Genomic DNA, 22972 nt, shown 5'->3' with positions numbered 1-22972 from the left:
GATCTAGCTTTGTTAATCTACCGACCTTCCTGAGAACCTCAACCATCATCAAAAGTAAACGGGTTTCTAGTGCAGGCTTGCAAGTCTTATGCCAATAATTTTTTAAATTTTTCTTTCTAACCTTTCCGCGACCCTTAATCGGGCACTGCGGGAGCGAGGGTTTTCTCGGATTTCATCATCTTGCGGACGAACAGGTTTCTTGTAAATTTCCCGCAAGGCTGCCTTATGACCGCAGGTACAAATCGGTTGACGGGGTGGGCAAATACAATCCTTGCTCTCCGTCCGCATGAACTGCTTGACCAGGCGGTCCTCCAGTGAGTGGAAGGCGATAATCGCCAGCCTGCCTCCCGGCTTCAGCACGCTGAGCGTCTGTGGCAAGAACGCTTCGAGTGCATCCAGCTCTCCATTCACTGCGATGCGTAAGGCCTGGAATGTTCGAGTGGCTGGATGGATGCCACTTTTCCCGCCACCTGTCACCCGGCTCACCAGGTTCGCCAGCTGGGCGGTGGTAGTGACCGGCCTGGCCTTGACGATTGCTCTGGCAACCTGGTGGGCATTCCGCTCTTCACCATACTGGTAGAGGATGCTCGCCAATTCATTCTCGTCCAGCTGGTTCACCAGGTCCGCAGCGGTCGTGCTGCCCAGGGGGTCAAAACGCATGTCAAGGGGAGCATCCACCTGGAACGAGAAACCCCGCTCCGGCGTATCCAGCTGCATGGATGATAAGCCCAGGTCAAGCAGGATCCCATCTACTTGCACCCATCCCAGGGCTTTCAGCTGATCTCCGAGGGTTGCGTAGGAAGCCTGCACCAGATGAACCCGATCACCGTATCCGGCTAACCTGTCTGCCGCCAGCCGCAGTGCGTGCGGGTCCAGGTCGAGACCGAGAAGCTGGCCATCCGGGCTGCTTTGTTGGAGGAGACCCCAGGCATGCCCACCAGCCCCAAGGGTACCATCCACGTACAGACCTCCCCTCTGAGGTTGCATCGCGTGTATAATTTCATTGTAAAGTACTGGTTGGTGTGTCATCACCAGGAAAACCGGATTTTAACCCTGATAGGTCCCTTTAGCTATCAAGCATTATCCGGAACTAGTCGATAGATCTAACACTTTAAATCGCTCGGTATTGGCTTCAGCTTCATCTAGCGCTTGTTGTTGGAGTGCCCATTCATCTGATGACCATACTTCAAAATAATTACCCTGGCCAACAAGCACTACTTCCTTCTCACAGGATATCCCGGTTTTCTGGCACAGAAAATCGGGGATCAGGATACGGCCAGCCTTATCGATATCGACCCGTGAGGCTGACCCAATGATCAACCTGCGCAATGAACGCGCTAAGGGGTCGGTCACGCTCATCTGGTTGATGTGGTTGGTGATAGCTTCAAATGCTTTCGTGGTGAGTACCATCAGGTTGCGATCGAACCCGCGCAAAATGAATGCCCCTTCATCTAATAGCTCGCGGTACCGAGCGGGGATAGTCAGGCGATCTTTATTGTCAATGCTGTGTCGGTACTCACCCAAAAACATATGTTCTAGTTATCCTTTGTTTGCACGAAGCGCTGGAATACCCAGCGCTCCCACTTTGACCCACTTTATAACACAATTACCCACAGTATAGTATAGACTAATAAAAAAATCAAGGACTTTTAAGCCCAATTTAATAACAAATTTATTTTATAGACCAGGAAAGATTAATGTCCACCTCTCACACCCACAATTTCAGTCCGCTTTTCGTTGGCCTTGATGCCATCATCCCTCTGCTGGATGGCACCCATCGCTGTTATATCAACCTGGATAATGCGGCTTCCACACCGCCCCTGAAAGCCGTCCAGCATGCTGTGGACGACTTTTTGGTTTATTACAGCAGCGTGCACCGCGGCACAGGCTTCAAAAGCCTGCTATCGACATATTCATATGAACAAGCACGGGCTATCATCATGGATTTTGTGGGGGTGAACGCGACTGATCATACCTGTATATTCGGCAAGAACACTACCGAAGCAATCAACAAGCTGGCCCGCAGGCTACCACTTGAGGGCAAACGCCGGATCATCCTGACCACCGGGATGGAGCATCACTCCAATGACCTTCCCTGGCGGGCAGCCTCTCAGGTCATTCACGTCAAGCTAACCCCGGACGGGCGCTTGGATGAGCAGGACTTTGACCAGCAACTCTTCCGCTACGCGGATGAGATTGCGCTGGTCACCCTCACCGGGGCCAGCAACGTCACCGGATTTTTGAATCCGATACACGCCCTGGCAGAGAAGGTCCATGCTGTGGGAGCATTGTTCATGGTGGATTGCGCCCAGCTGGCTCCCCACCGTAAAATCGATATGCGGTCTCTGGATGATCCAACCCACCTGGATTTCATTACCATCTCTGCGCATAAGTTGTACGCCCCGTTTGGCACCGGGGCTTTGATCGGCCGCAAAGATGTTTTCGAGCAGGGTGATCCCGACCTGACCGGAGGTGGCACCGTCGAAATCGTCACCCTCGACAGCGTCGTCTGGACCTCACCACCCGAGCGCGACGAAGCGGGTAGCCCCAATGTCGTGGGTGCCGTGGCCCTCGCCGCGGCCATTCGCCAGCTGGAATCTGTGGGGATGGATGCTGTGGCAGCCCATGAAGCCGACCTTACCCGATATACCCTTCAAAAACTAAACTCCCTGGAAGATTGCCTGGTCTTCGGCGATACCGATCCTTTGCACGCCATTGATCGGTTGGGCGTGATTCCCCTACAGTTAAAAAATATCCCCCATTTCCTGGCTGCAGCAGTGCTTGGTTATGAATTCGGCATAGGAGTGCGCAGCGGCTGTTTCTGCGCCCATCCCTATATCCTTCACCTGCTGGGGTTAAGCCCTGAACAAGCCGCCCAGGTCCGCCTGCGTATGCTCGCTGGTGATAAATCGGAGATGCCCGGATTGATCCGCGCTTCCTTTGGCTTGTACAACACGCTCGAAGAAGTTGACATCCTCATTGACGCACTTGAGCGCATATCCCGAGGTGACTACAAGGGTAAGTACACACAAGACAAGTCCACTGGTGAATACTCACCCGTGGACTGGAAGATCGACTATTCGGATTATTACCGGCTCTGATTACCTGGCAAGTGCATCAATAACTAAGCAAACCACTTATTAAAAATTGAGTAGTAACGTTGCCTGCATAGTTCCCTTGCTGAGGTCCGTGCTTGGGTGTGTATCGGGTTAATCGACCAATCAGCCAGCGATGGTGCCTTTTTCGGGAGCCATTCAACGGCTTGGGTCATAGATTGGTGCAACTTGCCATTGTCCACCAAGACATAACTCAAGTTCGGTCGACCTGAAAGAAATGGTGCCGAATAAGAATTTTGTTTTTGTCTGAGTAATTCGGGCATCAGATGCCCGGAGCCAGGCTTCTATAAAGGTTGACATGTCACGTCGTTTGTCATCAATAAGCTCTGCTTGAGTTTTCCCGTCGTTGTAACCAAGATAATCCATCCAGTCTTGCCACACCTCTTTGCTATTTTCTCGGTCATGCACGATCGCATACCAATCAAGCGCATCTGGCCCTATATTGAGTTGGCAGACAAAATCTCCACGAACGGATAATTCGATAAGCCCACCGCTTTTGATCTTCTGAATCGCAAGTTTTTGAGTAGCTGCGATCTGGTTGAGGGTATCGTCCTGGTATTCCATTGAAGCCTGAACTACCACTTAGCTGCGGGCGTATATGGCAGCTACCGGCTGGCTGCATCCATCACAGCTACAGCCGCGATGTTGACGATATTTCTCACATCATCACCCGTCTGAAGCACATGGACCGGCGCCCCCACCCCCAGCAAAATGGGGCCGATCGCCTGGGCATTGCCCAACCTGGCTAACAGCTTATAGGCGATGTTGGCAGCCTCCAGCGAGGGGAACACCAGGATGTTGGCGTCCTTCACCTGGCTGAAAGGGTAGCGCTGGTCGATCAGCTCAGGCACCACGGCTGTATCCGCTTGCATCTCACCGTCCACGGGGAAATCCGCCCCACGCTGCTTGATCATTTCGACTGCCTGGCGGACTTTCTCGGAGAATGGGTGAGGTGTGCTGCCGAAATTGGAAAAAGATAATAGCGCTACGCGCGGCTCAATCTGCAGCTGCCGGGCAAAGTCTGCCACCAGGAAGGCGATATCTGCCAGGTCTTCAGCGCTTGGATCGATATTGACGGTTGCATCAGTAAACAGGTAGGTACGCTTGCCAATGATCATAATATAAACACCAGCAGTAATGCGCTTCCCAGGTTGGGTGTGGTGGATGCGCAGCGCAGGTCGGATGACATCCGGGTAATCGAACGTCAGGCCTGATACTGACGCATCTGCATCCCCCATCTTGACCATCATGGCGGTAAACACATTCGGCTCGAGGATACGACGCCGAGCATGCCAGATCGTAACCCCCTTCCGCTGGCGGATTTTGCTATAAGCCTCGGCATATATTTCAGAGCGAGGGAAGTTCTCTGGGTCTACGATCAGCATATCGTCATCCAACCCCAAGGACTGGAGTTTACCGCGGATGACCCATTCTCGACCCACCAGGATGGGTATGCCGATGCCTTCATCCAGGATCTGGGCGGCAGCCCGGATGATTTTAGTCTCCTCACCTTCAGCGAAGACGATGCGCTTTTTAGGTGAGGCTGCTTTGGCAGTGCTCATGATGTAGTAGCGTACCTGTTCACCCATGCCTTGCCGGTAGGTCAGCTGCTGGCGGTATTCCTGCAGGTCGATCGGTTTGCGAGCCACCCCGCTCTGCATGGCTGCCTCGGCCACTGCAGGGCTCTCCCACAGCATCACGCGCGGGTCGAGCGGCTTGGGAATGATATACTCAGGGCCGAACTTGAGTGAGTCGAGCCCATAGGCTCTTAAAACACTGTCAGGGACGTCCTCCTTAGTCAGACCTGCAAGGGCTTTCGAAGCAGCCACCTTCATTTCCTCATTAATTGCTTTGGCACGTACATCCAATGCTCCCCGGAAAATGAACGGGAACCCAAGCACATTATTGATCTGGTTGGGGTAATCTGACCTTCCGGTGGCGACAATGGCATCCGCTCGGGCTTCCTTGGCCAGCTCATACTTGATTTCAGGGTCAGGGTTCGCCATGGCGAAGATCAGCGGCCGCTCTGCCATAGTCTTGACCATCTCTGGGGTGAGGATATCAGCGATCGACAGCCCATAAAAAACATCTGCATCCCGCACAGCTTCAGCTAAAGTCCGCTTATCTGTATCATTAGCCAGGAGTTCCTTATACTTATTCATTCCATCTGTGCGGCCTTTATAAACCACCCCACGCGTATCCACCAACACGATATTTTCCCGCCTGGCGCCTAGGCGGATCATCAGCTCAGCACAGGAGATGGCAGATGCACCCGCTCCGGAGATGGTGATATGGACTTCACCGAGTTTCTTACCCACAATTTCCAGGCCATTGACCAGGGCTGCTCCGGATATGATCGCCGTGCCGTGCTGGTCATCGTGGAAAACCGGGATATCCAGCATGCCCTTCAGGGTTTCTTCTATATAAAAACATTCGGGTGCCTTGATGTCTTCGAGATTGATCCCACCAAAGGTGGGTGCGATAGCAGCCGCTGTCTGGATGACTACCTCCGGGTCGTGCGAGTTCACCTCAATGTCAAAGACATCTACATCCGCAAAGCGCTTGAACAGTACCCCCTTACCTTCCATCACAGGTTTTGATGCCAGGGCACCCCGGTCACCCAAACCCAGGATCGCCGTCCCATTGGTGATGACGGCTACCAGGTTCCCCTTCGAGGTGTACTCGTAAGCCAGCTCAGGGGCTTTCTCGATATCCAAAACCGGGACTGCTACTCCTGGCGTGTAAGCCAGGCTTAGGTCGCGCTGGGTTTCCATCGGTTTGGTGGGAACAACTGATATTTTGCCTGGTTTTCCATCCAGGTGGTGGTATTCAAGTGCTTCTTCTCGTGTGACTCTGGTCATCTTGATTCCTCCCGTGAGATTTGGCTGCCGGATTTCAAACCCGGAATAAACACCTTGTATTTTACCCCGCAACCGTACCTACAAGGGTTACACTTGGCTAGATTTCGATTAACCCGTCGGTTACCCGTGCGGATGGATTATTGGGAACCGAATTCAAGCTTCCGCAATAATATGAGCAGGATCAATGAGACGATCAGCAAAAGGATCGAAAGCACGATGGCGATCCCTAGGTCCTGCTCAAACCCAACATAGATCGCCAGTGGCATGGTTTGCGTGGTGCCTTGCAGGTTACCTGCAAATAATAAGGTCGCCCCGAACTCCCCCAAAGCCCGTGCCCAGGTGAGGATAACGCCGGTCAGGATGCCCCGGCTGGCCATGGGTATCATGATATGCTGGAAGATATGCCAGCTGCTCGCCCCTTCAACATTGGCAGCTTCGTCTAATTGGGGGTCGATCGCCGCGAATCCTATGCGTGCCGAGAGCACCAGGAAAGGAGCGGAAACAAATATCTGGGCAATCACTACCGCGGCCGTGGTGAATGGCAGGTTGATGCCTACGGCATTCAACCAGGGTCCGAACAGCCCTTCGCGTCCGAAGGCCAGCAGCAGGGCAATGCCTGCCAGCGATGGAGGTAGAACAATCGGCAGGTGGACCAGGATGTCGAGCAGTGCTTTACCCCGGAATTTCCAATGGGCCAGCACGTAAGCCAGCGGCGTTCCTGTAACCAGGGTGATGGCTACACAGATCATACTGGTCAGCAGGCTTAATTTAAGGGCATTGAGTGCACTTTCGGAGAGCGCATAATTGAAAAATTTTATGCCTGCTGACCGCCAGATCAATGCCAGGATCGGCAACCCAATCAGGCTAACCAGCAGCAGGCTGGGAAGGATAAACTCCCATCCAGGTCGGTTGCTCTTCGGACTCTTTTCAGTGTGGAAATCTTCCTGTCGCATCGTTTATGGCCTGGGTTGGTTGAAGCCCCACCTGTTCAAGACTGCCTGCCCTTCAGCAGAGAGGATATACTCAATAAAAGCCTCAGCCAGGTTCTGGTGCTGGGATTCTGCCAGGACGGCGATTGGGTACCTGGCCGTGATGTTATATGCATCCGGAATTGGGATGGTAGGCAGGTTGGATGCTGCGATGGCATCACTGGTGTAAACGATCCCCACGTCTGCTTCTCCTAATTCAACCTTGGTCACCACCTGCTTCACATCCGTTTCATTCGATACGACGTTCGCGAGCACTCTGGTGTCAAAATCTGGCCCATAAGCTGGGTCGGCGCCCAGATTTGCGAGGACCTGTCGGGCATATTTACCTGCGGGGACGGTTTCATCTGCCAGCACGATTTTCAAGTTGGGTCTTACAAGGTCGCTCAGTGTGACCACATTCGCAGGATTTCCCTCGGGCAGGATGACCACCAGCTGGTTGATAGCAAAGTCTTTGATGGTATCAGTCATCACCAGGCCAGCTTCCACCAGGCGATCCATGTTCTTGTGATCAGCCGAGGCGAAGATATCGGCCGGGGCACCCTGGGCAATCTGTGTACTCAGGATTTGCGAACCTGCCAGATTCAATTGGATGTTTACGCCTGGGTTAGCTTTTTCAAAATTAGCTGCCATCTCCTGGAATGCTCCGGTGAGTGAGGCGGCAGCGAACACCGTGAGTGACGAGGACGACGATAGAGCGTTCTGGGATGCACCATGAGTCGCCGCTGAATCCACTTGAGTGTTATCAGTCACTGACCCTTGAACAACCTTCAGACCAGAACAGCCTGATAGCACAATTACCAACCATAAACTGAGCATCACCAAACGCCTATGCATGGCCCACTCCTACGTCAGGTCTATTCTCCACCAGCTGATAACATTCATTTAGCCAATCCAGCAGGGAGGCAAGCAGTTTGATGCGCAGGTCAAGCGCCAGTTGTTCAATGGCTTGTTCCTCAGGAATATTTTCCCGATGCAGGTTTAATTGGTCAAGCCCAGCTTTTACCACCTCAAGCTGCATGTCGATTGCCTGCTTCACCTTGCCGGGGAAATACAGCTTCAAAAAATAAAGCCTGGTGATGAACTCCACTCGAATGGCATGCACGCTATTATTTGTCGGCTTATCCAGCCATTCTTCAAAGCGTTGCCTACCAGACTCAGTAATGTCCAGGAGTTGCCTGGCGGGTAGCTTCTCCTGATCGATATAAGTCGCCTCAATAAATCCTTTAGCTTCCAGCCGGTTGAGTATGTTGTACGTTTGGCTTTGGCTGGCATGCCAGATAGTGCCCAACTCGCTGGAGATACGCTTATGAAGATCATAACCGTGATCTGGGGAGCGATACAGAAATCCAAGGATGGCATATTCTGGCGAAAATCGGTTCCTGGCTTGAGGGTTCATACTCACTTAGTGAGTATATATACAAACTACAAATTAAACAAGTGGTAGAAATATTATGTAAACTCGGGGAGTATTCTATCGAAAAACAGACAAATGGTTAATCCACGATGAAAATAAACCTCCAAAACGCGATGGAATATATAATTTCATGTATAATAGACGAATCGTAAGATGAATTATCTACTTTTTACATTTCATTGTAAAAAGTAATTACCAACCGTTGGTGATCGGGATTTATTAGAGAGTTGATTGGTTGACCATCCTTCTCTACTGACCTGTAACCCAACAATATGCTTGTGGCTGCGCAGACTCTTCTTTGACTATTATCCTGACGGCCGCGACTTTGACTTGATACTGAATTGAGTAAGTTGAAACGTTTTGTGTCTGTAACATCTGGATCGCATTTCCTGACAATAATAGGGCCTGGCGATCCAGGTTGGTGAAAATCGGATAGTATGGATGTAACATGTGAAGGTTGCAATAAGACGACTATACCCTCATAAGCCTCCTGTTATATACATAAGGACTCGCACCTATCCAATTTCGCCCTGAATGGGTGATTTGGGATTTAATCCCAACTCGCATTGAGGAGCATGGCGCTCCTCCGCTGACACCGAACAATCGATAAGACTCACCAGGCTTCATTCATAGCCGTGACCCGAGGAGGAAGGGCGCGGCTATTATTTTGGAGAGTTTTATGAATGATAGTGTGATTGGCGGTAAGGTGACGGCCCTCAAAGTTCAGAAGAAACATCCTGATCGCGTTAATGTATACCTGGATAATCAATTCTCCTTTGGATTATCTCGCATAACCGCAGCCTGGCTGCGGGTCGGCCAGGATCTGAGCCCTACCAAAATTGCCAAATTGCAAGCTGAAGATGAGCGCGAAGTTGCCTATATTCACGCCTTGCGCTATTTGGATTACCGGCCGCGTTCTCGGGCTGAAGTCCGCCGGAATTTAGAAAAACACCAAATCCCCCCTGAGGTCATCACCGATGTATTTAAAAGATTGGAGCGTAGCGGCCTCGTGAACGACGAACGCTTCGCCAAGGATTGGGTTGAGAACCGTAGTGAATTCCGACCCCGCAGCCGCCGGGCGCTGGCTTTTGAGCTGCATCAGCGCGGTTTAAATGATTCCGCGATCGAAAAGGCCCTCGAGAGCCTGAACGAGGAAGCCCTGGCATACCAGGCGGCAATCAAGCAGTCACGCCGTTACCAGGGTTTGGATATGCGTGATTTTCGCAATAAGCTAGGCAGCTACCTGGCCAGGCGAGGTTTCTCTTACGATGTCATCAAACAGGTAGTGAGCAGGGTTTGGGAAGAAAACCAGGAATCGCCTGAAGAGTGAAATCATGATTAAGACCGTCTTTACTAAGACTAAAGATATGAGTGAGGTTCGTCCATGAACACAGGAATGGTCATCGTTATTGCTTTGATAACCATGGTTGCTGGGATTGCCATCGGTTATGGTTTGTATTACTACCTTGCCAAGCAGCAGAAAGCGCGCTTGCAGATAAAAGCAGAAAATATCCTCACGGATGCTGAAGAAAAGGCTAAAGAAATCGAGTTGCAGGCCAAGGATAAGGCGCTCCAAATCCGTCAGCAAGCTGACGGAGAAGTCTCGCGTCGGCGTTCTGAGATCAGCCGTGAAGAAGACCGTCAGCAAAAGCGCCGAGAAGAGTTTGACAACCGTACCGATCGCCTGGAAAAACGTGAAGCGGCCCTGAACAAACGCCAGAGTGCGGTCGACAAACGAGCGAATGAAATTGAAAAGATGTATGAAGATGAGATGGCTGAGCTGGAGCGCATCTCCCAGATGTCCCAGGAAGATGCCCGAGGTGTCTTGCTATCTGAAGTGGAAAAGGATGCTCGTGATGATATGGCGCGCATCATCCGCCAGGTAGAAGCTGAAGCCCAGGAAGACGGTGATAGACGGGCGCGCGAGATCATCACTACTGCCATCCAACGCGTCGCTTCTGACCATGTCAGTGAAGTGACTACTTCGACGGTGACCATCCCATCCGACGAAATGAAAGGCCGCATCATCGGACGGAATGGCCGCAACATCCATGCCTTTGAACAGGCGGCAGGTGTGGACGTGATTGTTGACGACACACCTGAGGCGGTGACGATCTCTTGTTTCGACCCGGTGCGTCGTGAAGTGGCTCGCCGCTCCCTGGCCAAGCTGGTGCTGGATGGTCGCATCCACCCTGCCCATGTTGAAAAGGTATTAAAGAATGAGCAAAAAGAAGTAGATCACATCATTGTCGAGGCTGGCGAGCAAGCAGCCTTCGATGCAGGCGTACCCGGACTGCATCCTGAGATCACCAAGATGCTTGGGCGACTGAAGTTTCGCACATCCTATGGGCAAAACCAGCTCGACCATGCCGTAGAAGTCGCCCGGCTTTCCGCCGTCATTGCCTCTGAGCTGGGGGCTAACGTTGAATTAGCCAAGGCTGCCGGCTTATTGCACGACCTGGGCAAAGCCATGGACCACAACATGGAAGGCACACACGCCATGCTTGGCGCAGAATTTGCCAAACGTTATGGTGTCGACCCGTTGGTCGTCAATGCTATTGCCGCACACCACCACGAAATTGAGCAGGAATCGGTTGAAGCAGCCATCGCCGAAGCCGCCGACGCCATCTCAGGGGCGCGCCCCGGAGCCCGTCGTGAGAGCCTGGAGCAGTACATCCAGCGCGTGCGCGCCCTCGAAGATCTGGCTAATTCATTCAAGGGAGTCAGCCAGAGTTTCGCCTTGCAAGCGGGGCGTGAAGTGCGTATCTTTGTCAAGCCTGAAGATATCGATGACCTGGAATCGATCCGCCTGGCGCGTGACATCGCCAAGAACATCGAAGAAACCATGCATTATCCTGGTCAAATCAAGGTGACTGTCATCCGCGAGACGCGCGCCGTCGATTACGCCAAATAAAAAGAAAACCAAAGGGCACTAAGTACACCAAGGTATTACCATAAAATTCCTTGGTGTTTTGTTTTTCTTATATACTCAAGATAAAAACGGGTTCTCGCGGCGCTCCACCCCCACCGTCGTCTCGCCCCCATGCCCCGAGAGCAGGCGTGTGTCATTTGACAGGCTGAGGATTTGCGTGCGAATGCTTTGTATGAGCGTATCATAACTGCCACCGGGTAAGTCAGTGCGTCCAATGCTCCCCCAAAAGATCACATCCCCGCAGAACACAACCTTCTCTGCCGCACAATAAAAAATCACATGCCCGGGGGTATGCCCAGGGGTATGGCGTACTTCAAAGGTGCGGTCACCCAGCCTCAACGTCTGCCCGTGTTTAAGATGCACGCTTGGCTCAGAACCCTGTTCAACCCGTATGCCAAACAATGCCGCCCCACCCTGGGCGCGGTATAAAGCCAGGTCTGCGGGGTTCAAGGCGATGGATGGAGCAGGCTGTACGCTTCTTATCAAAGCCGCCACCCCGCCGATATGGTCGAAGTGGGCATGCGTTAGCCAGATTTGTTCGATCTGCCAACCCCGCCGTTTAGCTTCGCCCGCAATCAGCTCTCCGTCCCATGCCGGGTCGATCACCACCGCTGAATGGCTATTCTTCTCACCCATCAGATAAGCATTGGTAGCTACCGGCCCTAAAACAAGTGGAATGATCTCTAGCGTTGATTTTTCCATATCATTATTCCATCATTACTTCAATTATCGGATTGCGATGCATAAATGCTTAGCATTATATATTCATTCAGACTCAACCATTTTTTTGCCATACCAGTTTTTCTTCATATATGATGAGAATCCGCCGATAATATCGTCATAGACCAGCGCGGCGCCGGCTACGATTCCCAGCCCAGCCAGCAGGAATGCAGCGCTTTTGCCCAACCCAAACAGGCCTGAGGTGCGGATGGTGATCTCCCTGGCGTAGATGGGGACCTTGATCGGGGCTGAGCCATCCAGCGGCAGGTAGCGTAGCGATAACCACACTTTGCCATCAAAAGCACCCATCTCGGTGCTGGTAATCTTCCAGGTGAATTTAATTGGCTCTCCAGCTGGCATCGATTCCCTGGTCGGATTGGCCGGGCTCACCTGCATACCAGCCACCTCATACCTACCCTCAGCCATGATGTTGTACTTGAGGTAAGCATCCCTGAAGTTTACCGGTACGCCCTGCCCAGCGTTCTCGGTATCCGGTAGAAAGCGTAGCTTGATCTCTTCTTGGTCGCCTATGCGCATTGCGGATGGCCACTCCAGCATGATCTTTCGCCCCGGGATGCTCACCTGCTGAGCTTCGCTTCCTTCTGGTGGAAGCCCCATCATGGACGGTGAGAGGCTTTGTTCTATGGTCACATGCTGATTAGGCACAGATGCCCAGAAGACCATAGATAGGGACACCAAAAATATAAGAATTGCAAATGCACGCCGAATGTGCCTGAGCATCAAGCTCAAATTATACCTGTCCGCCTGAGTGTCGATTATATTTATTGTGATTAGGTTTTTAGTAAATCGGCTTTCATGCTAAACTTGATGAATCCCAGGAGGTGCATATGCCAATCTATCCCCCCGAACCGTTCCGGATCAAGATGATCGAACCAATCCGCTTAATCGATCAACCTGCACGCGAGCTCGCCCTGCAGCAAGCAGGGTATAACGTCTTTAACCTGCACGCTGAAGATATTTATATAGACTTGCTGACTGACTCAGGTACGGGTGCCATGAGCCAGGAGCAATGGTCTGCGATGCTCAGCGGAGATGAATCGTATGCCGGGGCGCGCTCATACTTCCGCTTGAAGGAGGCTATCCAGGACATCTTTGGATTTCGTTTCTTCGTCCCCACCCATCAAGGTCGCGCCGCTGAAAATATCCTGTGTAGCGTGCTGGTGAACAAAGGGCGCTCTATCCCATCCAATATGCACTTTGACACCACCTTTGCCAATATCAGCGCCCGCGGAGGCTACCCGGTCAACCTGATCATCGATGAAGCCAATGACCCTGTTGCCATACTGCCATTCAAAGGTAATATGGACATTCATAAATTGGAGCAATTCATACAACAAACCGGGCCAGAGAACATCCCCTTCGGCATGGTCACCATCACCAATAATGCTGGTGGTGGGCAGCCAGTTTCAATGGAAAATTTACACCAGGTTTCGGAGACGTATCATCAATATAATATCCCCTTTTTTATCGATGCCTGCCGTTTCGCCGAGAATGCCTACTTCATCAAGCTGCGGGAACCCGGTTATGCTGATAAGACTACCTTGGAAATCGCCCGGGAGATATTTTCGTTAGCCGATGGCTGCACGATGAGCGCCAAGAAGGATGCCATCGTGAATATCGGTGGATTCCTGTGCGTTAACGATGAAGACCTCTTCAGGCGCTTATGCAATGAGCTGATCGTCCGCGAGGGCTTCCCAACTTACGGCGGTCTGGCGGGGCGTGATCTGGATGCCATCGCTACCGGTTTGCGCGAGGGATTAGACGAAAACTACCTGGCATACCGGCTTGGGCAGACTGCTTATCTGGCAGCTAGCCTGAAGCAGCCAGGTATCCCTATCATTGAGCCTCCCGGTGGGCACGCAGTGTATGTGGATGCTGGACATTTTTTGGCCCACATTCCACCTGCCCATTTCCCGGGTCAGGCTTTATCGATTGAGCTGTATCGCCAGGGAGGCATTCGCACCAGCGAAATTGGTAGCGTCATGTTTGCTCACCCTGATCCCGTCACAGGGGTTATGAAACATCCAGCACTTGAGATGGTCAGGCTTGCTATCCCCCGCAGGGTGTATACCCAGGCTCACTTAGATTACGTGGTGGAAATTCTCGCCAAGATATCCAGGAGAAAAGAATTCGTTCCAGGCTACAAGTTCATTTATGCCCCAGAGCTGCTACGTCATTTTACTGCCAGATTTGAAACCATTTAGTTATAAAAGGAGAATGCCATGAAAGCAAATAGAGTGTTTCTGGTCTTATGCAGTACCGTTCTGGTCATGTTGTCCGCCTGTCAGCCCGCTACCCCGAAAGTTGAAGCTGATCTGGTGATCAAGAATGCCACGATCTATACCGTGGACAAGGATCGGACTGTCGCACAGGCGATGGCGATCAAGGGGGATAGTATTGTCTATATCGGTGATGACAAAGGTGTCGAAAACTATATCGCCGAAATTACCCGCGTGATTGACCTGCAAGGCAAGTTGGTCCTTCCTGGCTTGATCGACAGCCACGCCCATGTCCCATCTGCGGTTTCTGAGCTCTATGAGGTCTGGCTGTACGGGATAGGCAGTGTCGAAGAATACCAGCAGGCTCTCACGGATTTTACGTCTGGTAAAACCGACTTGCAAGGTGTGCAGGGCGGTGGCTGGATCAATGCCGTGTTTGGCCCATCTGGGCCTACTGCAGCCGAGCTGGATGTCGCAGTCGCCGATATCCCTGCTGTCCTCTACTCCGAAGATTACCACAGCGTATGGGTGAATTCAAAAGCGCTCGAGCTGGCTGGCGTCACCAAGGAGACCCCGGACCCCGAAGGCGGGATCATCGAACGCGATGCGGATGGAAACCCTTCCGGCACTTTGCGTGAATCAGCGGCGGATCTGGTTGCTGATGTGATTCCCCCCTACAGCAATGACCAGCTGCTAGAAGGGCTGCGCTACTTCCAGGAGATGGCCCATTCTTTGGGGATGACCACCGTCTACATCCCCAGTGCCTCCGAGGGCGAGCTTAAGGCTTTGCATGATTTTGAGGCGTCCGGAGAGATGGCGATTCGCTTCCCAACCGCCGTCGTGGTCAATCCCGACGATGACCTGTCTCGCATCACTGAGCTTCTCGCTCTACAAGCGCAGGAAAAGGGGGGCAACTTCTGGATCCCTGCTGCCAAGATCTTTATGGACGGGGTGTTGGAAGGCGGGACAGCTTATATGGAAGAGCCTTACGTGTACGATCCCTCTAACCAGGGCGAGTTGCTCTGGGATCCACAAAAATATAACGAGATGTGCGCTGCTCTCGACAAGGCTGGCATCCAGATCCATGTCCACTCGATCGGCAATGCTGCCACCCGCATCACCTTGGATGGTTTCGCGTATGCCCAGCAGCAGAACGGGGCGCGTGACTCTCGCAATATGGTCACGCATGTCCAGCTGGTCAATCCTGCCGATATTACCCGTTTCGCAAAATTAAAAGCTATTCCAGTTCCCCAACCGTACTGGTTTGTTATTGATACCTACTACACCCAGGCGGTTGAATACGTGGGCCAGGAGCTGGCAGACCAGCAGTATCCCATGAAGAGCTTCTTTGATGTGGGCGCTACCGTTGCTTCAGCCAGTGACTACCCGGTTACCGTCCCACCTAACCCGATGGATGCTATCGAAATGGGCGTGACCCGCACAGTACCGGAAGGAAGCGAAGCTTATGTTGATCCTAGCTTCGATCAGGCGCTCGTGCCGTCAGAGAAGGTTACCGTGGAGCAGATGATCACCAGCTTTACCATCAATGGGGCTTATTCTGCCTTCATGGAAAACCAGATCGGCTCGCTTGAAGTGGGTAAGAAAGCTGATTTCATCGTTCTCGATCAGAATATCTTGCAGATCGATCCGTCCCAGATCCACAATACTTCCGTCTTGTTGACCTTCTTTGAAGGAAATGAAGTATACCGTAGCGAAGATTATTCCGAATAAGAGAGACGTATTCTTCTCGGTCACCATGCAGCCAGGCAATGCCTGGCTGCATTTTCTACCAGCACGAATATGGCTTGACGTTTCTTTCGTTTACCCTTAATATACCTTTGCAAATTATTCCGATCGTATTGCGAAATTTAGGTTTTCCCCGGAGTTCATATGGAAGTCGGCCTCGTCCGTTCAATCGATATTGATCAAACCATGCAGCAGGCCTACCTGGATTACGCCATGAGCGTCATTGTGGCACGCGCTCTGCCGGATGCTCGCGATGGTCTCAAGCCAGTGCACCGGCGCATCCTGTACGCCATGTTCGATATGGGCCTGCGCCCCGATACAGCCTACAAGAAATCTGCCCGGATTGTCGGTGAAGTACTCGGCAAGTATCACCCGCACGGTGATATGGCTGTATATGAATCGATGGCTCGTATGGCTCAGGATTTTTCCATGCGTTGCTTGCTGGTGGAGGGGCAGGGCAACTTCGGCAGCGTGGATGGTGACCCCCCGGCTGCCATGCGTTATACCGAAGCCCGCCTTACCGCCTCGGCCATGGAGATGCTGGCGGATATCCGCAAGGAAACCGTAGATTTTTCGGATAACTTCGATGGCTCACTTCAGGAGCCCGATGTCCTTCCCTCGGCCCTACCGAATCTGCTGGTGAATGGCGCTACGGGTATTGCAGTGGGAATGTCTACCAATATCCCCCCTCACAACCTGGCTGAGGTGGTCGGTGCGCTGGTGTATATGCTGGGAAATTGGGAACGACTGGATGATGTTAATATCGAGGACCTGATGAAGTTTATCCAGGGTCCCGACTTCCCAACCGGTGGTGTGATCGTCCAGGATACCCACGAAGACGACTTGACCGCCGCCTATGGCACCGGCCGGGGCAGGGTGACAGTGCAATCCCGCTGCCATATCGAGGAGATCACGCGCGGTCGTAGCCGCATCATCGTGACTGAGCTCCCTTACATGACCAACAAGTCATCCCTTATCGAGCACATCGCTCAGCTGGCCCGGGATGGCAACCTGGAGGGTATCGCAGACTTGCGGGATGAGTCTGATCGCCATGGCTTGCGGATCGTCATCGAGCTCACCCGCACAGCTGAGCCTGAAAAGGTGTTGCAGGACTTATATAAACGCACCGCCATGCGGTCTACCTTCGGTATCATCATGCTCGCCCTGGTAGAAGGTGAACCGCGCATGTTATCCCTCAAGCAAGCCTTGCGACACTATTTGGATCACCGTTTGGTGGTCATCCGCCGGCGCACCGAATATGAGCTTGCAAGAGCACGCGCCCGCCTGCACATCCTGGAAGGGCTGCGCGTGGCGTTGAAACATCTGGATGAGATCATCGACCTGATCAAGAAAGCCCCTGATGCCGATGTCGCCCGTGACAGGCTGATGAAGCGCTATCGCCTGTCGGATATCCAGGCTCAGGCAATTTTGGATATGCAACTACGCCGCCTGGCGGCGCTTGAGCGAAAGAAGATCGAGGACGAGTATAAGGAGCTCCTTGCACAGATTAAAGACCTGGAGACGCTCCTGAAATCTCCGCTCAAGATGCGCCAGGTTGTCGCTAGCGAGCTTCAGCAGGTGAAGGAAGCTTATGGTGACCGTCGCCGGACACAGATCACCCGCCTAGGCGCAAGTGCGAAATCGGTCCTGCCTGTGCTCACCGCCACCGACTTGCTGCCTGAGCAAACCGTGTGGGTTTCAGCCACGATTGATGGACTGATCTCCCGGACACTGGATGATAAACCGCCGCGTATCAGCGGTAACCTGGCACCACGTTTCTTGCTGCAGGTGAATACCCGTGATACCCTGTTTCTCGTTTCTGAAAAAGGGGAAGCTGCAGGTATTCCCGTCCAGACCCTTCCCGAAGCACCCAACCCCCAGGATGGATCTCCCAAACACAAGGTGTCAGCCCTGTCGGATAGCGATAATCTGGCCGCATTATTTACCCTCCCACCCAAGGATGAACGCCTGGAAGGCTGGTTTGTTTTCACCGCAACCCAACAAGGAATGCTTAAGAAAACACCGTTGGAAGAGCTGCCTGGGCCAACTGGTCACAGCTTCACTCTGGTCAAGGTGAATGATGAGGATCGGTTGGGTTGGGTGCGCTTGACCGATGGGCAATCGGAGATCCTGCTGGCCACCGCAGATGGCATGGCGATTCGTTTCCACGAAAATGATGTTCGCCCGATGGGCCTGGTGGCTGCAGGTGTAAACGGGATCAAACTTGGGGTGCGCGATCTGGTCATTGGTATGGAATTATTCCCACGCCGGGGCGAGGTCTTGCTCATCACCTCCGACGGCAAAGCCAAACGGGTTGAAATCGGGCAATTCCCCCTCCAGGGGCGCTATGGCCAGGGCGTAATCGCCTGGAAACTGCCGCGCACCTCCCAGCTGGTGGGTGTAGCACTCGGTAGGCCTACCACGCGTATTACTGTGCTCATTGATAAACTTGCCCCAAAAGCCATGCGCCTTGACGAAGCTCCCCTGCAAACGCGGTCTGCATCAGGCAAGGCGGTGCTTGACTTGAAAGCCGGTTACCAGGTGCTCGGCTTGAGCATTCCCTGGGCCGTGCCACGCCCGGTTGCGGGCGAGAAAGCCGTTGGAGATAAGGAAATTCAAGTACCTGAAGAAATTGAAGGGCAGGATCAGCCTGAAGTTGAACAGCTATCCTTTGGGATGGCCGGACCTGCAGTCAAAACTGCTCTTGCTGCAGCGGCGGTGAAGAAAGGCAGATCAATCACTGCGAAGACCAGCGACGGAAAACCATCACCGGCAAAGATAAAACAGGCCAAGGCAGCCCCTGTACCTAAACCCAAACCTGAACCTGTGAAGGCGAAAGCCAACCTTTCCAGTCAGTCAAAACCAACCCAGGTGAAACCACCTGCGCAAGCAAAAGCCCCTCCGAAGCCGCGTGGCATAAAAACGACTCCAACGGTAGCCACGGGCAAGAAAGCGAAACCTGTAAAAAAATCCTTGTTGAAGGAAGAAGGTATACCTGAAACCAAAACCAGCCCATCAAAGGTGAAAACCGGGTCTCAATCACAGGCCAAGGTGAAAGTCGCGGTTGGGGACACAAAAACAAAAGCCACCACAAAAACAAAGTCAGTAAAGAAGGAAGCAACCGTTAAAACGAAATCCACTCCTCCAGCAGCTGCCGGGAAAAAACCGCAGAAATCCACGGCTCAAAAATCCAAGCCGATCAAAAAGACTGGTGGTAAAGCAACTAAAGCCTCGAAACCTCGAAAATCCAGTTTCACAGTGAAATCAACGGATGTTGTGATCCCCAATATCGTGCTCCCACCCGGCTGGAAACCGCTTACGAAAAAGAACCCACAGTCAAAACGGAAGCCAAAACCTTAGTTTACAAATCAACATGTGAAAAACGCCAGTCTTCCAGGCTGGCGTTTTTGATGATTATGGTCTCTAATCTTGATATTCGATAAGACCGTGTTGATAGTTGAAAACTTCAATGATAAATGATTTTACGGCCTGGTCAGCTCGCCCCCACAGTAGGTTGCAAACCAGTCAGCTTCAGTGCTAAAGTATTCCTCAGCGAAGGCCGTGGCTTGCTCACTGATCTTAACTGCTTCATCCAGGTTAATGTTGGCTGCACTGCTCCATGCCCGGGGTAGCACCATGAGCGGGTCGGTGACGGCCCGTTCTTCCGCTCCCAGGGGTATCCAGTTGAACAATAATGGACCACGTGAATATGCGGAAAATCCCAACTCATAACCTCCCTCTCGAGCTACTTCAGCGCTGAGGGGGGTAAAATTTCCTCCCGGCCAGATAAAAGCGATAGGTCGCTTCCCAAAATGCTGCTCCAGCACAGGGGTGGAATTCCAGATCTCGTTTTGGATCTCTTGCAGGGGTGTCTCTGGCAAGATATACAGTTGGCCCGTATAGCCATGCGATTGCACATCCAGCTTACCTGTTGCGTTCAGCTGATCCATCAGGTCCCACGCCCACTGCATACTGTTTGGGTCAGCAATGTATGCCGGGGTGGCAGTCCATTGATATTGCTCTAGGATCGGCATCAGCCATTCGTTGATCATCCCTGGGCGACGGTCATCCACGATTAGCATCATCGAGCGCCTGGGTATGGGGGCATTCTGCGTCAGGAAGTCCAGTAATTGCTGGGTAGTGATGGTCTCAAATCCCAGGTATCGGGCATAATCAACAAAGTAAAGGAACTGCTCCCCGGTGATGTCCTTGTTAGGATCCGCCAGCTGGGTGCCATCTTGGGCTATGCTGTGGAACATGATCGGCACCACTACAGTACCTGGGGCACTCCCCTCCCCCGACCAGCGCATTTTCAGGTAGAAACACTGGTCATCGATGTACGATTCAGGCTGCACACCTTCTCGTAAAACACGCGATGAAAAACCAGCCAGGGGAGCCAGGGTTGGTGTTAGTGTAGGGGTGCTGGTGCGCGTGGCAGTGGCACTCGGGCTGGATGTGACTGTACGAGTAGGGGTTAGGGTATAGGTCGGCGTGATGGTCGACGTACTCGTTTGGCTAGATGTGCTTGTCGGGGTGGCAGATGGAGGTGCAGAGACAGGCAAGCCGCATATACTGACGCCACCACTCAGAACGAGAATTGCACAGATAAATTTGAGTAAGGCTTTATCCAGGAATGGCATTTAAGGGTGTGACATAGAAGAAAGAATAGTGGTAACTGATTTTACCCTTAACTAAGCCTAATGTGTCATTTCCGTTGCGGACAATCCCTTTGGTGGAAGAAGCAGCCCAGGTCATATGGCGGGCGCTACCCTTCCCTGAATAGCTGCTCAGGATAAATTTGCTTTCTGGCAGGAGCTCGTTGAACAGTCGCTGATACCAGGCTCGTAAATTCTCAAACCCTGCCGTGGTGCGAATGGAATTGATATGGATGGCCGGCAGGCTGTACAGTCCCAGGATTTTATCGATATCGTGAGCATTCATCGCATCGATCAGGTTCTCGCAGATATCCTTGGGCTCGTCTTTCTGTCTCCACTTGTATTCCTGGATGGTCTCCCACACGCCAGGCAGGTTCCCAGAGCGTGCATCCGACCATTCCCAGAAATTTACCGCATTCAGATTTAGCTCCCTCGCCTTGCGGCAGAATTCTAGCACTTCGGTATCGGTCGGTTTCCAGCCGGACTCTCGAAAGGCGGCACCTGTAGGGACGATCGGTCGAACAGGGGTTTTTTCCTGAAATTCACGCACGCATTTTGCCAGCTGGTCGCCTGGATTATGGGCTTTCATCCAGTATACCTGGGGCATGTTAAGGTCGCAGTGCTCCAGGAATTCGGTCCAGGGAACCTGAGGATGCAGGGAAGGATAGCGGTATGAACTGAGGGCGATGGTCAGGTTGGGTAGAGCAGACCGTATCCGATCCATAAACTGCCTAGCAGAAGTTTTTTTGCCGCTGGCTTTGTATTCTTTCTCAACATCAATCACATAGCCATCCAGGTCATACTGGCGGATACGCGTGATGGCCACGTTGGCTTCTCCGAGCGGGTTGTCGCCGTAGATATAGTGCCAACCCCACACATCGATCCCTTTCTCGCGCAAAGCTTTAACCACCGGGGTGGTGTAATCCTTGGGATCCCCCCAATTACCGTTATAGACTGTTGGGCCATCGGCGATTTTTACGAGCAGGTGCGATAACCCCGCTTCTCTGGCACGGGTGGCGATGCGGACAGCGTCTCCGTTCTCACAGTTAGGGATTTTCCAGGTGAAAAAACCTTTACCTTCAAGAACCATTATCCGCACACCTCATACCAGTAACTTGATCCAATGCTTTTACGGCTCACTGATCACCTGGCGCATCGTATCCAACACCAGGTCCCGCAAGGGTACCAACACCATTGCCCCATAGGTATTCGTCCAGCTGGAAACCATTCCTGAGCCGATCGTCCGGCCATCAACACCATGGGTATCTGCCACACGGTAGGCGATGGGGAATAAGCTGGAAATTTCATCGAAAGTCATATTGGTATTTATGCTATCTTTATATGTTTCGTATATCTCTGGGGCTTGTGATAGCCAATCCATTTTCATCAGCTGGTCAAAAATCGCATCTAGCACTTCTTGCTGCCGCCTGCCGCGATCAAGGTCGCTAGTTGTGTAGCGGCTGCGAACATACCACAACGTCGATTCGCCATCCATCCACATTTCACTTGCAGACACGCAATACCAGCCAAACGCATCGCGCTGGTCGCACAGGTCACGGCCAATATTGATGCGGATGCCTCCGATGGAATCGATAAAATCTTTGAATGACCAAAGGTTGACCAGTACATAGTAGTCGGGTCGAACTCCAAAGTTATACTCCATCGTATCGGCCAGGGCATCGAATCCGCCCCAACCCATGGCGGTATTGATCCGTTGAACAGTGTAGCCTGGGATGTAGACATATAGGTCACGTGGAAAAGCAGTCAGCTTGACTGTAGCACCTTGGGGGTTTATGGTAAGCAGCTGGATGGTATCGGTCCGGAATCCTTCATCATTTGGCCTCTGATCTGAGCCCAACAAGAGGATATTCACCTGTCCTTCGGGATGGGAAAACAGACCCGCTGGAGCAGGGATGTCAATATCAGGCCAGACACTCGGGCCGGGATAATCTGCCCAGCTACGCCCTTCATCTGAGATAAATCTGATTTCTGGCAGAGGTGTGGGTGGGGCTGCAGTTGCAGTTGGCTCCGGTGCAATCGAAGTCGGGATGATCACCTGGGTCGGGGGGATGGGTTGAAACGGGGTAGGAGTCGGGCTTATGCTGATCGGCGCGACCAGTGCATAATCGTTACGCCCAATCAGGCTAGCACTCGGGACAGCCAACTTCCCGGGTAAGGTGCAAATTCCGGCTGTCAGCAGGAGCATGACAATGATTAAGAAACCAGCTTTTTTCATTTGAATGCCCGAAGTGTTTGTTGGTGTGTCTTGATGTAGTCCATGCGATCGCTATCCGAATTC

18 protein-coding genes are annotated in these 22972 nt (G+C 52.4%); 6 read left to right on the top strand and 12 right to left on the bottom strand.

The genetic code is table 11. The features are described from left to right. Positions 1 to 102: 102 nt before the first annotated feature. On the bottom strand, positions 103 to 1029 hold the full coding sequence (locus C3F13_14490; protein PWB51636.1) for a 16S rRNA (cytosine(1402)-N(4))-methyltransferase: 927 nt from the start codon (positions 1027 to 1029) through the stop codon (positions 103 to 105). A gap of 51 nt (positions 1030 to 1080) precedes the next feature. Continuing rightward, positions 1081 to 1530 (bottom strand): division/cell wall cluster transcriptional repressor MraZ, encoded by a 450-nt coding sequence (gene mraZ, locus C3F13_14485; GenBank protein ID PWB51635.1) that lies wholly within the window; start codon positions 1528 to 1530, stop codon positions 1081 to 1083. Between the two features lie 167 nt (positions 1531 to 1697). Here mraZ and C3F13_14480 point away from each other — a divergent pair, with 167 nt between their 5' ends. Continuing rightward, positions 1698 to 3101, top strand: coding sequence for an aminotransferase (locus C3F13_14480; GenBank protein PWB51634.1), 1404 nt, complete (start codon positions 1698 to 1700; stop codon positions 3099 to 3101). Between the two features lie 153 nt (positions 3102 to 3254). Here C3F13_14480 and C3F13_14475 read toward each other — a convergent pair whose 3' ends face one another. The 5 genes from C3F13_14475 to C3F13_14455 all read right to left on the bottom strand — a co-directional run bounded on the left by C3F13_14475 (position 3255) and on the right by C3F13_14455 (position 8362). Continuing rightward, positions 3255 to 3680, bottom strand: coding sequence for a hypothetical protein (locus C3F13_14475; GenBank protein ID PWB51633.1), 426 nt, complete (start codon positions 3678 to 3680; stop codon positions 3255 to 3257). Between the two features lie 41 nt (positions 3681 to 3721). Beyond that, positions 3722 to 5977, bottom strand: coding sequence for an NADP-dependent malic enzyme (locus C3F13_14470; protein PWB51632.1), 2256 nt, complete (start codon positions 5975 to 5977; stop codon positions 3722 to 3724). Between the two features lie 137 nt (positions 5978 to 6114). Beyond that, a complete protein-coding gene (gene modB, locus C3F13_14465; protein ID PWB51631.1) occupies positions 6115 to 6930 on the bottom strand; it encodes a molybdate ABC transporter permease subunit in 816 nt (271 codons plus the stop codon). Positions 6931 to 6933: 3 nt separating this feature from the next. Beyond that, on the bottom strand, positions 6934 to 7800 hold the full coding sequence (gene modA / locus C3F13_14460) for a molybdate ABC transporter substrate-binding protein (GenBank protein PWB51630.1): 867 nt from the start codon (positions 7798 to 7800) through the stop codon (positions 6934 to 6936). Then, positions 7793 to 8362 carry a hypothetical protein gene (locus tag C3F13_14455; protein ID PWB51629.1) on the bottom strand — a complete coding sequence of 190 codons (570 nt, stop codon included), beginning with the start codon at positions 8360 to 8362 and terminating at the stop codon, positions 7793 to 7795. The genes modA and C3F13_14455 overlap by 8 nt, the downstream gene beginning before the upstream one ends. A gap of 697 nt (positions 8363 to 9059) precedes the next feature. On the opposite strand from C3F13_14455, the gene C3F13_14450 reads away from it, so the two are divergent. Both C3F13_14450 and rny read left to right on the top strand, forming a co-directional pair. Continuing rightward, positions 9060 to 9710: a RecX family transcriptional regulator gene (locus tag C3F13_14450; GenBank protein PWB51628.1), complete on the top strand. Its 651-nt coding sequence runs from the start codon at positions 9060 to 9062 to the stop codon at positions 9708 to 9710. Between the two features lie 54 nt (positions 9711 to 9764). Continuing rightward, entirely contained in the window at positions 9765 to 11294 is a 1530-nt protein-coding gene (rny, locus tag C3F13_14445; protein PWB51627.1) for a ribonuclease Y, read from the top strand. A 75-nt stretch (positions 11295 to 11369) separates the two neighbouring features. Here the strand turns inward: rny and C3F13_14440 are convergent, their stop codons facing one another. Together C3F13_14440 and C3F13_14435 are read right to left on the bottom strand one after the other, a co-directional pair. Beyond that, complete coding sequence (locus C3F13_14440) at positions 11370 to 12014, bottom strand: hydrolase (protein ID PWB51626.1); 645 nt, start codon at positions 12012 to 12014, stop codon at positions 11370 to 11372. 63 nt (positions 12015 to 12077) lie between these two features. After that, the gene (locus C3F13_14435) at positions 12078 to 12716 is read right to left on the bottom strand and encodes a hypothetical protein (protein PWB51625.1); all 639 of its coding nucleotides are present in this window, start codon (positions 12714 to 12716) and stop codon (positions 12078 to 12080) included. Between the two features lie 164 nt (positions 12717 to 12880). Here C3F13_14435 and C3F13_14430 point away from each other — a divergent pair, with 164 nt between their 5' ends. The 3 genes from C3F13_14430 to C3F13_14420 all read left to right on the top strand — a co-directional run bounded on the left by C3F13_14430 (position 12881) and on the right by C3F13_14420 (position 19378). After that, positions 12881 to 14257, top strand: a complete 1377-nt coding sequence (locus C3F13_14430; GenBank protein ID PWB51624.1) for a tyrosine phenol-lyase — start codon at positions 12881 to 12883, stop codon at positions 14255 to 14257. An 18-nt stretch (positions 14258 to 14275) separates the two neighbouring features. Continuing rightward, positions 14276 to 16003: an amidohydrolase gene (locus C3F13_14425; protein ID PWB51623.1), complete on the top strand. Its 1728-nt coding sequence runs from the start codon at positions 14276 to 14278 to the stop codon at positions 16001 to 16003. A 159-nt stretch (positions 16004 to 16162) separates the two neighbouring features. Beyond that, on the top strand, positions 16163 to 19378 hold the full coding sequence (locus tag C3F13_14420) for a DNA gyrase subunit A (GenBank protein PWB51622.1): 3216 nt from the start codon (positions 16163 to 16165) through the stop codon (positions 19376 to 19378). A 122-nt stretch (positions 19379 to 19500) separates the two neighbouring features. Here the strand turns inward: C3F13_14420 and C3F13_14415 are convergent, their stop codons facing one another. The 3 genes from C3F13_14415 to C3F13_14405 form a co-directional block, all read right to left on the bottom strand. Then, positions 19501 to 20373: a hypothetical protein gene (locus C3F13_14415; GenBank protein ID PWB51621.1), complete on the bottom strand. Its 873-nt coding sequence runs from the start codon at positions 20371 to 20373 to the stop codon at positions 19501 to 19503. 268 nt (positions 20374 to 20641) lie between these two features. Beyond that, on the bottom strand, positions 20642 to 21763 hold the full coding sequence (locus C3F13_14410; protein ID PWB51620.1) for a hypothetical protein: 1122 nt from the start codon (positions 21761 to 21763) through the stop codon (positions 20642 to 20644). A 39-nt stretch (positions 21764 to 21802) separates the two neighbouring features. Then, positions 21803 to 22909, bottom strand: a complete 1107-nt coding sequence (locus C3F13_14405; GenBank protein PWB51619.1) for a hypothetical protein — start codon at positions 22907 to 22909, stop codon at positions 21803 to 21805. Positions 22910 to 22972 lie beyond the last annotated feature (63 nt).

It is taken from the genome of Anaerolineales bacterium, assembly GCA_003105035.1.
Taxonomy (GTDB): Bacteria; Chloroflexota; Anaerolineae; order Anaerolineales; family UBA4823; genus FEB-25.
This window is presented reverse-complemented; position numbering and strand designations above follow the sequence as displayed.

Bases quoted from the DNA above. Each gene is read 5' to 3' on its own strand.
- C3F13_14480 (PWB51634.1), top strand. From the start codon at position 1,698: ATGTCCACCTCTCACACCCACAATTTCAGTCCGCTTTTCGTTGGCCTT.
- C3F13_14455 (PWB51629.1), bottom strand. From the start codon at position 8,362: ATGAACCCTCAAGCCAGGAACCGATTTTCGCCAGAATATGCCATCCTT.
- C3F13_14435 (PWB51625.1), bottom strand. From the start codon at position 12,716: ATGGTCTTCTGGGCATCTGTGCCTAATCAGCATGTGACCATAGAACAA.
- C3F13_14450 (PWB51628.1), top strand. From the start codon at position 9,060: ATGAATGATAGTGTGATTGGCGGTAAGGTGACGGCCCTCAAAGTTCAG.
- C3F13_14410 (PWB51620.1), bottom strand. From the start codon at position 21,763: ATGGTTCTTGAAGGTAAAGGTTTTTTCACCTGGAAAATCCCTAACTGT.
- C3F13_14475 (PWB51633.1), bottom strand. From the start codon at position 3,680: ATGGAATACCAGGACGATACCCTCAACCAGATCGCAGCTACTCAAAAA.
- rny (PWB51627.1), top strand. From the start codon at position 9,765: ATGAACACAGGAATGGTCATCGTTATTGCTTTGATAACCATGGTTGCT.
- C3F13_14405 (PWB51619.1), bottom strand. From the start codon at position 22,909: ATGAAAAAAGCTGGTTTCTTAATCATTGTCATGCTCCTGCTGACAGCC.
- C3F13_14490 (PWB51636.1), bottom strand. From the start codon at position 1,029: ATGACACACCAACCAGTACTTTACAATGAAATTATACACGCGATGCAA.
- C3F13_14440 (PWB51626.1), bottom strand. From the start codon at position 12,014: ATGGAAAAATCAACGCTAGAGATCATTCCACTTGTTTTAGGGCCGGTA.
- modA (PWB51630.1), bottom strand. From the start codon at position 7,800: ATGCATAGGCGTTTGGTGATGCTCAGTTTATGGTTGGTAATTGTGCTA.
- C3F13_14470 (PWB51632.1), bottom strand. From the start codon at position 5,977: ATGACCAGAGTCACACGAGAAGAAGCACTTGAATACCACCACCTGGAT.
- C3F13_14420 (PWB51622.1), top strand. From the start codon at position 16,163: ATGGAAGTCGGCCTCGTCCGTTCAATCGATATTGATCAAACCATGCAG.
- mraZ (PWB51635.1), bottom strand. From the start codon at position 1,530: ATGTTTTTGGGTGAGTACCGACACAGCATTGACAATAAAGATCGCCTG.
- modB (PWB51631.1), bottom strand. From the start codon at position 6,930: ATGCGACAGGAAGATTTCCACACTGAAAAGAGTCCGAAGAGCAACCGA.
- C3F13_14425 (PWB51623.1), top strand. From the start codon at position 14,276: ATGAAAGCAAATAGAGTGTTTCTGGTCTTATGCAGTACCGTTCTGGTC.
- C3F13_14430 (PWB51624.1), top strand. From the start codon at position 12,881: ATGCCAATCTATCCCCCCGAACCGTTCCGGATCAAGATGATCGAACCA.